The sequence below is a fragment of the Streptomyces hirsutus genome, from assembly GCF_001418415.1.
GTDB lineage: Bacteria > Actinomycetota > Actinomycetes > Streptomycetales > Streptomycetaceae > Streptomyces > Streptomyces hirsutus.
Window position 1 is genome coordinate 1 of the sequence record NZ_LIQT01000390.1, and the last position, 10,364, is coordinate 10,364.

The following is a 10,364-nucleotide window of genomic DNA, read 5'->3' on the forward strand; positions in this document are numbered from 1 at the left end:
GCCGTGCCGGCCCGCTGCGGCGTGGGGCCGGTTTTATGCCGGCGGCCGTCGGGGTCTCCCAGACCGTCGTGGTGCCGATCGGATGTCCGAGGCGGGCGGGTTCGCCCTGGATCCGTCGACAGCCCCACCGCGGATTCTCCCGGGCCGGTGGCAGCACCGGCGCCTTCACCGTGCCGGCGGTCGGTGGCCTGCCTGGCCTCCAGCGGCGCTAGCTGCAGTCCCACTTGACCGCGACGAGCCTGCGGTGCCACGCGGGCAGGGTCGCGGGCGTGACCGGGAACACCCGCGCCCATCGGCGTCGCGGGAACAACGCGGACGGCGCGGCGAACCAGATCCGGTCCGACGGCTCGTACCGCACCGGACCGGCGAGCTGCCTGCGCGGCACCGCGTTCCCATGCCGCAGCACCAACGACTCGGCATCCTTGGCCGCGCGTCGACGCAACAGCACCGCCGGGACCGACGGCGGCTTCCGCGTCACCCGATACACCAGTGAGGCGATCACCCGGGCAGGGTTCCAGGAGGCCCTCGTGGCGCGCCGGACCCCCTCCGGGCAGCAGCGACGAATTTCCGAACGGCACAGGACAGTCCGGGGTCAGAAAGGGGAGGGTATGCAAGATGCCGCCCAGGAAGGCGCCTCCGCCGACGATGCCACCGCGCTTCCAGGCATTGCCGCGTTCGGGTAGTGGCAGGGTGAGCGCGCGCCGGCGCATTGGTCTAGTCCGACCGGTCTCAGCTTTGGGTGGCATGGCAATGACTGTGGGCGACTTCGGGCGGGCACGAGGCTGCTGTTGTGCCGCGGTCGGTACGCCACTCGATCAGCGCGATGCCCAACGCCGCGAAGATGGCGGCGATGCCGACACCGACGGACGCTGCCACGGCCTGCCGGTAGTCGTCCCCGCTTGAAGCCAGAACCAGGTAGTACGTGCCGGGCAGTGCGGCCGTCCCCACTGCCCCGCCCAGCCGCTGTCCGGTCTGCAGCGCGCCGCCTGCGGAGCCCGCCATCCGCACCGGAACATCCCGCAGCGTCATCGTCACATTCGGGGAGATGACGAAACCACTGCCGATACCGCCCACGCCGAGGGCGGGGGCAGCGGCCCAGACGGCGACTGATGACGGGGCGAACCTGAGCAGCAGGGCCGCTGCGGCGAGCCCTACAACGACGCCGACCAGGCCGAGCACGGTCAGCAGCCTGCCCATCCGCTCCACAAGCTGTCCGGCTACGACGGCCGCGCCCGCGGAGCCCACCGCGAACGGTGTCACGGCCAGTCCGGACTGCAGCGGTGAATAGCCCAGGCCGTTTTGGAAGAACAACGCGAACACGATCCACACACCGCTGAAACCCATGAAGTAGAGCGTCGCCAGGCCGGCACCGGTGGCGTAGCCGCGGGTTTCGGTGATCAACCGCGGATGCAGCAGCGGTTCGCCGCCGTGGGCTGCGACTCGGCGCTCCCACCACCCGAAGCCGACCAGCAGCAGTGCCCCTGCTGGGAAGAGCCACCACAGACGGCGCACGCCGCCGGAGTCGGCCAGGACCAACGGCAGCATGACCGCCATGACACCGCAGCCAAGCAGGGCAACACCCGGCAGATCGAGGTGTCCCTTCTTGCCCGGGGCGACGCGGGGCAGCAGCCGATAGCCGAGCAGAAGTGCCACGGCACCGATGGGAACGTTGACGAAGAAGATCCAGCGCCAGCCCTGGGGTCCGGTGGCCAAGGCGAGGATGAGGCCTCCGGTGATCGGACCGACCGCACTGGAGATACCAACGACGGCGCCGAACAGGCCGAAGGCACGAGCACGCTCGGCTCCGGTGAACATCTGCTGGATCAGCGCGGAATTCTGAGGAGCAAGGCAGCCGGCGGCGATTCCTTGCGCCATGCGGGCGATGACGAGCACGGTGATCGTCGGTGCCGCCCCCGCTGCAATGCTGCACAAGACAAAGGTCGCGAGTGCTCCGAGGAAGATCCGGCGTCGGCCGATCGCGTCGCCAAGACGTCCGGCCAGCACCAGCGCAAGTGCGAACGTCAGCGCATACCCGGACACCACCCATTGCACAGAGGCCGGGGAGGCGCCCAGATCCCTTTGCATCGAGGGCAGCGCGACCGCGACGATCGTCACATCGAGCAGGATCATGAAGCCCGCCACCAGAGTGACCCACAAGGCGTGCCACCGGCTCGGACCTGGCTGGCCTGCTGACGTCGCCGTGCCTGGTTGTCGCCTACTCGGTTTCACGGGGGCTCCTTTCGACGGAGTCACGGCCCAGTGTCCCTGGGATATCCCGCATCCTGTTGACCGGGGCCGCGCTGCCGCTCTGGTCGGCGGCGAGGGTGAACCCGGCGCCGAACGCGGTGGCGGTGCAGGCCGCCTCGCTTCCGAGGGCGGTGTGGAGGCTGACCCGGCGTATGTCGGGCGGTGTTGTGCTCATGCCGAAGGGCCCTACCCGCAGGTGTAGACCTATCTGGCCCTCGACTGATAAGCCCGCATGTCGAGGTGTTGCGTATCGGCACTGCAGCCTCAACGCGGGCGAGTCCGACTGTCACCACGGGACCCGTTGAATGCGGTGACGAGTCGGTCCGTGGTGACGATGGCCTGGGCGTAGGTGGGGCCGTTGAGTTCGTGAGCGGCGTGCATCATCTCGGGGCTGAGGGCCGCGGTGGCGTCGCTGACCAGCGTCACGTGGTAGCCGAGCTCCATGGCGAAACGAGCGGTGGCCTCGACGCAGGTGTTGGCCAGTACGCCCACAAGAATCACGTGGGTGACGCCGTGCTGCTTGAGCTGCATGTCCAGGTCCGTGTTGGCGAACCCGCTCGACCCCCAGTGTTCCTGAACGACGACCTCGCCCGGCCACGGCTGGAAGTCAGGGTGGAACTCCCCACCCCAGGAACCCCGGGCGAAGTGGTGGAACTCCTGGATCTTCCGCTGCGAGGGGGTCGGATGGTCCCACGTCTCGTAGTCACCCGGCTCCCAGCGGCGGTGCGGCACGAACACCACGCGCACACCGTTCTCGCGGGCGGCGGCGATCACGGAGCGCAGATGGTCCAGAAGACCGACGCTGCCGGCCACGGGCTCCAGGCGCGGCCAGACCTTACCGCCCTCCGAGAGGAAGTCGTTGTAGGGGTCGACCAGCAGAACGGCCGTGCGGCGAAGATCGTAGGTCTCAGCCATGGTCCCTCCCTGCGCCGGCCCTACTTGGGCGGTTCGGCGCTGGTCTGCTCGCTGACCATGTACTGGGCGTACCAGTTGGGCCAGTCCGGATCCTCTTGGCCGGTGAGTTTCTCGTGTTCACCATGGGCGGCAGCCGCGCGTCGCAGCGCGCTCGCCAGATCGGTCGTGGAGGTGAAGGACGTCGGGCCGGGATCGACGCGCCCGGGGAGCCGGGTAGTGACCTCCTGCAGCAGCCAGGTGTTGCCGTCGGGATCACGGAAGGTGGCGCGTGAGAAGTAGCTTCGTCGCTCCGGGTCGAGGCCCTCGATCGGGCCGTCAGGCCCGAGGTGGAAGACGGCACTCACCTCGATTCCGGCGGCAACCAGCGCGGTGCGGGCGGCTTCGATGTCGGAGACGATCAGATACCCCTTGCCCGAACCGGGCGTGGCCGACGTCAGGTCCGTGCCGAACTGGACCGAGCAGGCGGAGCCGTGCGGGGTGAACTGGACGACTGAGGGCGGTGTCCGGTCCAGCCTCCAGCCGAGGCGGCCGTAGAACTCCTTCGCCCGTTCGACGTCCGATACCGATATGACGAGCACTTCGACCTTCATGTCGATGTCGTTCACGTTCATGAATCCGCCCTCTCCGCCGGGGCCTCACTGGTGGGTGCGGGGCACCATCGTCGCGTCGGCACGGCTGTGCCGCACCAGGAGGGATCACGGCCGGTACCGGAGTCCGGGCCTTGCGAACCGCTATGCAGATTTGGAGGGGTCTTTGCCGGCATACGGTCGGAGGCGGTCGATCTCCGTTCTCTCCACGTACTTCCCGCTTTCGCTCAGGAAATGACGGATGTGCGGCTGAGGTCCGTGTTCGTCGAAGGCTACGCGGTCGGCGTACAGCTCGAAGAAGAGACATTGGTTCGGCGCTCCCTCGACCTCGCTGCAGGCGTACACCAGGGTGCCCGGCTCCCGTTCGAGGACCGCCGCAGCGGCCTCCCGGACCAGCTCGTCGAACGCTTCACCAGCACCGTCACGTAGCGTGAAGCGGACACAAAGCGCCATCTGGCTCATTCCTGCCTCCTTCATGCCACTCCCACGTCTCTCCACGCATCCCGCGACCCGCGCGCGGACAGCGGCCGGGCCATCACGCGTGGCTCCGATTGCGGGGGCAGGAGGCGCGCCCCAGCATGAGCTCAGCAGACGTGCGACCTGCGGACATGCTCGTCCGCAAGCATGGTGCGCTGTCGCGATCCCTACCACGACGCCAGAGACGACCGATCCGACGCGTCACTGCATGTCACTGAGCACGCCCGTCAGAAGCGGAAAGGGAGCCCATGTCACAGGCATCCGGGAACGGCGACTCCGACGACCAGACCAACGCCGGGTTGCCCCGGCGCCACGTGCTGCGCACGGTCGGTGCGGGTGCGCTGGGACTCGGCCTGGGAGGCGTCGCGCTGACCGCCGTCACAGTGCCCCGTGGCGGGGCCCCGCAACCCCAGGCCACATCCATACCCACGCCCGAAGGCTTCGGCTCCGTCGGGCAGGCGCCGTACCTGCCGGCTGGGTTCGCCAAGACGTTCACCAGCCGTTTCGTCCAAGCCAATGGAATCCGCCAGCACGTGGTCGTCGGAGGCGAGGGGCCGCCGCTGCTCCTGATACACGGCTGGCCCGAGACCTGGTACGCCTGGCGCCTGGTGATGCCGGAACTGGCCGAACACTTCACGGTCGTCGCCGTCGACCAACGCGGCATCGGGCTGACCGAGAAACCCACGAGCGGATACGACACCCGCACCCTGGCACGCGACATGGTCACTCTGATGGACGCGCTCGGCCACCAGCGGTTCGCCGTGGTCGGCCATGACACCGGAATGCCCATTGCCTACGCGCTGGCCGCAGACCACCCGGAACGCGTCGCCCGCCTGGCCGTCGCCGAGGCGTTCCTCCCGGCCGCGACCCCGTCGCCGCCCCTGATCGGCACCGCGCAGGTCAACAACCGGCTGTGGCACATCCCCTTCAACCGGCTCACCGACGTGAACGAACAGCTCGTCCGGGGACGCGAAGGGATCTATTTCGGCTGGCAGTTCGCCACCAAGGCCGTACGAAAACTCCCCGACTACGCTGTCGACCACTACGTTCGCATCCTCGCCTCCCAGCACGAATCCCTGCGCGGCAGCTTCGGGTGGTACCGCGCGCTCGACACCACCAGCGCGCAGGACCAGCAACGTAGAGCGCGCCCGCTGACCCTGCCCGTCCTCGCGATCGGCGGTGCGGGAAGCCTCGGCGAGAATGTCGCCGGCACCATGAAACTTGTCGCACACGACGTGCGGAGCGTAGTCATCCCCGGCACCGGCCACTGGGTGGCCGAGGAAGCCCCCCAAGAAGTGCTCGCGGCGCTGACCACGTTCCTGGCCCCGTACCGTAACCAAGGCCGGAGCACACGACCCCAGCCGGCCGCGACGCTCGGCAAATGATCGCCATCGATGTGTGGCTCAGCCGACGAGTTGCTGGCCTCCGTCGATGTCGTAGGTCGCACCCGTGAGTGCGGTGTTGGTCATGATGTGCACGGCGAGCGCCGCCACGTCGTCGGGTACGACCACACGGCCGATGGGCAGCGCGGCGCGCAGCTCCTCGCGACGGGCGTCGAGCGCGTCGCCGAGCAGGCGGGCCGACAACGGCGTGTCCACGAAGCCGGCGGCGATCAGGTTCACCCGGACCGGCGCGAGCTCGAGTGCGAGACTGGCCGTGAACGCGGGCATCGCGGCGGTGACCGCGGGGGCGACACCGGGAGCGGCCCGGATCCGGCGGGCTCCCGTGCCGCCCAGGAGCAGCAGCGTGCCGCCCGGCCGTACGGCGCCGGCGCAGTGGCGCGCGACCTCGAGTGCGAGCACCATGTGGTCGCTGATCGCCCGGCGTGCCTGCTCGGCGTCCATGTCCAGAAGGCGGCCGTAGGACGGGCCGCCCGCGGTGACCATCACGTGGTCGATCGGCCCTGGCAGCTGCTGGAAGAACCGCTCCAGCTGCGCCGCGTCGTGGGCGTCGAAGGCCGCGGTGCTGAGCGCGTCGGCCTCCTCGGCCGCGGTGCGCAGCCGTTCCGGGTCCCGTCCGGTGAGGACCACGGAGGCGCCCTGGTTGCGGGCGAGCCGTGCGGTCGCCCGCCCGATGCCCGCGCTCCCGCCGATGACGACGAGGGTCTGCCCGAGCAAGGGCAGGCCGCCGGCGCTGTGCCCCCCCAGGTGGTTCAGAGGTCATGAATCCTCCTGTGCTGTGGCGTCACGGTCCCGTCCGGGCTTCTTCTCACTGTTGGAGTGGTTGCGCCAGGGCATGCTTGATCTGCTTGGTCCGCTCGTCGGCGAGCACCTCGACCCGGTCGTTCGCCAGGGCGTCCATCGTCTGCTCCGCTACATCCGCCGCGCTGATTTTCGGTGCGTCCGTGAAGCTGCTGAGGTCCGTCTCCACGAAACCGGCGTGGACCCCGATCACGAGCGTTCCCTGCTCGCGCAGGCCCTCCCGCAGCGCGCCCGTCAACGACCACTGGGCTGCCTTGGACGCCGCATACCCGGGGTACTCCGGCCGGGGCATCCAGGAGGCAGCCGACAGCATGTTCACCAGCGCGCCACCGCCGTTGCGCGCCAGGACCGGGGCGAAGGCACGGGACACGGCCCACGTGCCGAAGTAGTTGACCTCCATCGCCTCGCGCGCACCGTCGAAGGAACCTGTCAGCAGTTCGGTCTCAAAACCGGCAACGCCCGCGTTGTTGACGACGATGGTGACGTCACCGGCGGCCGCGGCCGCCGCGGCGACCTCCTCCGGCTTGGTGACGTCCAGGCGCAGCGCAGAAAGGTCATCGTCGCTCACGCTCGACGGATCGCGGACACCGGCGTAGACCTGGGCTGCTCCCCGCTCGATCAGCGCCCGGGCGAACGCGTGTCCGATACCACGATTGGCCCCCGTCACCAGGGCGATCGATCCCTTGACCTCCATCGCGTTTCCTTCCCGCTGCCGCCTGTCAAGCACAGCAGGCACTGGGGCGAGGGACGACTCTGCGATGGGAGGCCCTGAACCGGACCGTGTCCTGACACGCCCCCCGGGTCCATGCGCGACTCGCACAAAGGGAGACTCAACACCTGGAGGCCGACTCTCGATCTTCACCTACATTTCGGGCCAGTGCCGGGGCGACCAGGCCGTCGCGCACGCAGGGTCCCACGTAAGAAGTCCTCTCCATCACCAGCGTGCATCGGACGCCGCAGCGACGCACGTGAGACGGCGCTCGGCTACGGGTCCATTTCACCGTCGGCGACCAATCCACATAGAGCGACCGTCGCACGAACGTGAGGACGAAGCCCGAGGACGGGCCATCGCAGCAGCCTCGGCATCGGCTGTACGGCGACCTGACCGGCGTCGTCCGGCTCAGCACCACCGACAGCACCGGCTACCTCGCCTACATCCTGCGCGAGGACACCTCGGGCCACGGCTACGCGACCACCGCGGTGCGCCTCCTGCCGGTCGACACCAGGATCCCGCTGGTCACCGCCGAGCACCGTGTCGGAAATCCCGCCTCGGGCCGCGTGCTCGTGAAGGCTGACTTCGTTCGGATCTGCGTGACCGCCGATCTCGTGCGCTACGAGATCGCCCACGGCAGAGCACGATCCGGGCGGACTTTCCGCGCAGCCGGGCCGACGCACCGCCCGCCCGCGCTCTCCTCGAGGTCCGCACCCTGGCCGGGGCGCGGCTGTAGGTCTTCGCCGTCCTCGCGCACGCCCCCAGGCGCATCCGGGTCCCGGGCGCCACCGCGCACCCGACCGCGCAGTGGATCGTGCAGCCCGGGCGCACCCTCCTCATGGACCTGCGGGACGCCGGCAGCAGGGCCGGATTCCCGATCCGCGACCGCGACGCGAAGTGCACGACCGCCGTCGCCGCCCTGGTGGCCGACGCCGGGCTGAAAATCGCCATCAGCGGCATCCGCATGCCCAGGACGAACTCACTCATGGAGCGCTGGATACCAACCTGCGGACGCGAACTGTTGGACCGCACCCTGATCTAAAACCAGAGCCACCTCCTCCACGCCTTGCGTCAGTTCGAGGACTTCTACAACGAGCATCGACCGCACCGGACGCTCGGTCACACCGCGCCGCTGTGCGCACTACCCGCACCGATCAATGATCAGGGCCTGATCACTCGCCTCGACGTCCGTCGACACGATCGACTCGGCGGAGTCCTCCATGAGTACCGATATGCCGCATGACCAGCACGGATGCTTTATCGGCACCCGCAGTGTCGGTGAGCAGCACGCGGATGAGACGACCGTCGACGCGGACGACGGAACCGGCGGGGGCGGAGCTGGGGAAGGTGACGCGGCGGGCGCCGAACAGCGGGCCCGGGTTGATCACCAGGTAGACGCGGACGGGGCGGTCAGCCATGACGTGGCCTCTCGACGGGGGCAGCCCCGTGCGGGCCGCCCCGTACCCCATCGCGGGCTGGAGCTCGGTCGGACAGGACCAGGGCACCAACGGGTTCAGGCAGCCTGCCGGACGTCGCCCTGCTCGAGGGCCGCGGCGGGGGCGTCCTCCAGTGGATGCCGCTGATACACGGAGATTTGCCGACGGTGACGGTGTGACGGGTGAACGTGGCGCGCAGCAGCTCGGCCAAGGGGGCGAGGCGGGCGGCGACGGTGTGGCCGCGCTCGCCGAGGGCGAGAGTGTCCGAGTTTGGGCGTACAGAGAGGGAGGTTAAGGTCAGATAAGCCGCATGTCGGACAATGTTGTCGGAGGAGGGCTAGATCATGAAGTTCGCGGTCATCGGTGGAACCGGGCTGATCGGGTCACGGGTCGTGGAGAATCTGAACGCGGCCGGGCACCAAGCCGTACCGCACTCCCTGTCCACCGGCGTGGACATCATCACTGGCCAGAGGCTGGAGGCGGCCGTGGCGGGCGCCGACGTCGTCATCAACCTGGCGAATTCCCCGACCTTCGACGACGCCTCGCTCGCCTTCTTCCAGACTTCAATGGACAACCTTCTTGCCGCGAGCGAGAAGGGCGGGGTCGGGCACTTCGTCATCCTTTCGATCGTCGGCGCGGACCAAGTGCCCGATCTGGACTACTACCGGGCGAAGGTGCTTCAGGAAAACATTCTCAAGGCCGGGCCGATCCCGTATTCCATCGTCCGCGCCACGCAGTTCATGGAGTTCATGGACGCGACCCTGGCCATGACCGCCGACGGCGACACCGTCCGCCTGCCACGCACGCCAATCCAGCCGATCGCCGCTGCGGACGTCTCCAGCATTGTCGCCGAAGTCGCCGCAGACAGCCCTCTGAACGGCGTCCTCAACATCGCAGGTCCCGACGTCTACCCCCTCGACGAACTCGGCCGACTCACCCTGACCGCCAAGAGCGACGGGAGCTCTGTCGTCACCGACGACAGCGCCGGCATGTTCGCCGCCGCCCACGGCGACGTCCTCACCGCCCCGAACGACGCCCGCATCGCCCCCACCCACTACACCGACTGGCTCTCCTGAACGGTCCTGTGGGGCTCGTAAGGTCATCGCCGCAGGTCAGGACGGTGGAGCGTTCTCGGCTGGGACCATGTCCGCCGTGATCCTCTCCATGCTGTACACGGTGGCCCGCAAGCTGCTGTCCGTTCCCGGGGTGCTGCCGCGCCGCGACACTTCCAGGGACGCCGAGCTGCTCGTGCTGCGGCATGAGAATGCGGTGCTACGGCGTCGGCTTGCAGGGCCTGTCCGCTACGAGCCCGCAGACTGGTTCTGGCCGGCCGCCCTCTCCAGCCTGATACCCCGGGGCCACCGGCGTGAGGTCTTCCCCGTCACGCCCGGGACCCTGCCGGTCCGGCATCGCGGGTTGATCGCCGCGAAGGGGGACTATTGCGCCCGACGCGCCCGACGCGCCCGACGCGCCCGACGCGCCCGCACCGGACGGCCACCGACCCGCGCCGCCCTCGGGAAGCCGACCCTGCAGCCTGCCCGGGAGAACCCGCGATGGGGGCACAGGCGGGTTCAGGGCGAACCGGCCCGATCGCAGCCCCACGGGTCTGGGGATCCTCCACACGGCCGGCATCGACCCGGCCCCGCGCCGTACCGGCCCGACCTGGACGGAGTTCCCGACAGCCCGGGCCGAGGGCATCATCGCGACCGACTTCTTCCCTCCCGGCACCGCACTCGGCAGGCGGCCATACGCGCCGGCGTTCGGCGAGCACGGCACCCGGCGCCTGCAC

Annotated in this window: 11 protein-coding genes and 1 pseudogene; 3 read left to right on the forward strand and 9 right to left on the reverse strand. The window is 69.2% G+C overall.

Going from position 1 to position 10,364, the window contains the following annotated elements; genetic code table 11:
• The 6 genes and pseudogenes from AOK11_RS45410 to AOK11_RS40630 all read right to left on the reverse strand — a co-directional run.
• Positions 1–502 (reverse strand): annotated as a pseudogene (locus tag AOK11_RS45410) (integrase core domain-containing protein); the annotation flags it as partial.
• A gap of 227 nt (positions 503–729) precedes the next feature.
• Positions 730–2,229 carry an MFS transporter gene (locus AOK11_RS27165; protein ID WP_055596356.1) on the reverse strand — a complete coding sequence of 500 codons (1,500 nt, stop codon included), beginning with the start codon at positions 2,227–2,229 and terminating at the stop codon, positions 730–732.
• Positions 2,216–2,422 carry a hypothetical protein gene (locus tag AOK11_RS40625; protein ID WP_079035114.1) on the reverse strand — a complete coding sequence of 69 codons (207 nt, stop codon included), beginning with the start codon at positions 2,420–2,422 and terminating at the stop codon, positions 2,216–2,218. The genes AOK11_RS27165 and AOK11_RS40625 overlap by 14 nt, the downstream gene beginning before the upstream one ends.
• A gap of 89 nt (positions 2,423–2,511) precedes the next feature.
• Positions 2,512–3,162, reverse strand: a complete 651-nt coding sequence (locus AOK11_RS27170) for a cysteine hydrolase family protein (RefSeq protein WP_055596357.1) — start codon at positions 3,160–3,162, stop codon at positions 2,512–2,514.
• A gap of 20 nt (positions 3,163–3,182) precedes the next feature.
• Positions 3,183–3,773: a VOC family protein gene (locus AOK11_RS27175; protein ID WP_055596358.1), complete on the reverse strand. Its 591-nt coding sequence runs from the start codon at positions 3,771–3,773 to the stop codon at positions 3,183–3,185.
• A 120-nt stretch (positions 3,774–3,893) separates the two neighbouring features.
• Complete coding sequence (locus tag AOK11_RS40630; RefSeq protein ID WP_079035115.1) at positions 3,894–4,211, reverse strand: putative quinol monooxygenase; 318 nt, start codon at positions 4,209–4,211, stop codon at positions 3,894–3,896.
• 263 nt (positions 4,212–4,474) lie between these two features.
• Between AOK11_RS40630 and AOK11_RS27185 the strand changes: the two genes are divergently transcribed.
• Complete coding sequence (locus AOK11_RS27185) at positions 4,475–5,611, forward strand: alpha/beta fold hydrolase (RefSeq protein WP_079035116.1); 1,137 nt, start codon at positions 4,475–4,477, stop codon at positions 5,609–5,611.
• 18 nt (positions 5,612–5,629) lie between these two features.
• Here AOK11_RS27185 and AOK11_RS27190 read toward each other — a convergent pair whose 3' ends face one another.
• Together AOK11_RS27190 and AOK11_RS27195 are read right to left on the reverse strand one after the other, a co-directional pair.
• A complete protein-coding gene (locus tag AOK11_RS27190) occupies positions 5,630–6,343 on the reverse strand; it encodes an SDR family oxidoreductase (protein WP_055596360.1) in 714 nt (237 codons plus the stop codon).
• Positions 6,344–6,434: 91 nt separating this feature from the next.
• Complete coding sequence (locus AOK11_RS27195) at positions 6,435–7,121, reverse strand: SDR family oxidoreductase (protein WP_055596361.1); 687 nt, start codon at positions 7,119–7,121, stop codon at positions 6,435–6,437.
• 832 nt (positions 7,122–7,953) lie between these two features.
• On the opposite strand from AOK11_RS27195, the gene AOK11_RS45415 reads away from it, so the two are divergent.
• On the forward strand, positions 7,954–8,181 hold the full coding sequence (locus AOK11_RS45415) for a hypothetical protein (protein WP_157869455.1): 228 nt from the start codon (positions 7,954–7,956) through the stop codon (positions 8,179–8,181).
• Between the two features lie 130 nt (positions 8,182–8,311).
• On the opposite strand, the gene AOK11_RS43005 is transcribed toward AOK11_RS45415, so the two are convergent.
• On the reverse strand, positions 8,312–8,557 hold the full coding sequence (locus AOK11_RS43005; RefSeq protein WP_157869456.1) for a hypothetical protein: 246 nt from the start codon (positions 8,555–8,557) through the stop codon (positions 8,312–8,314).
• Between the two features lie 362 nt (positions 8,558–8,919).
• On the opposite strand from AOK11_RS43005, the gene AOK11_RS27205 reads away from it, so the two are divergent.
• Positions 8,920–9,651 (forward strand): SDR family oxidoreductase, encoded by a 732-nt coding sequence (locus tag AOK11_RS27205; RefSeq protein WP_055596363.1) that lies wholly within the window; start codon positions 8,920–8,922, stop codon positions 9,649–9,651.
• The last annotated feature ends 713 nt before the right edge of the window (positions 9,652–10,364 follow it).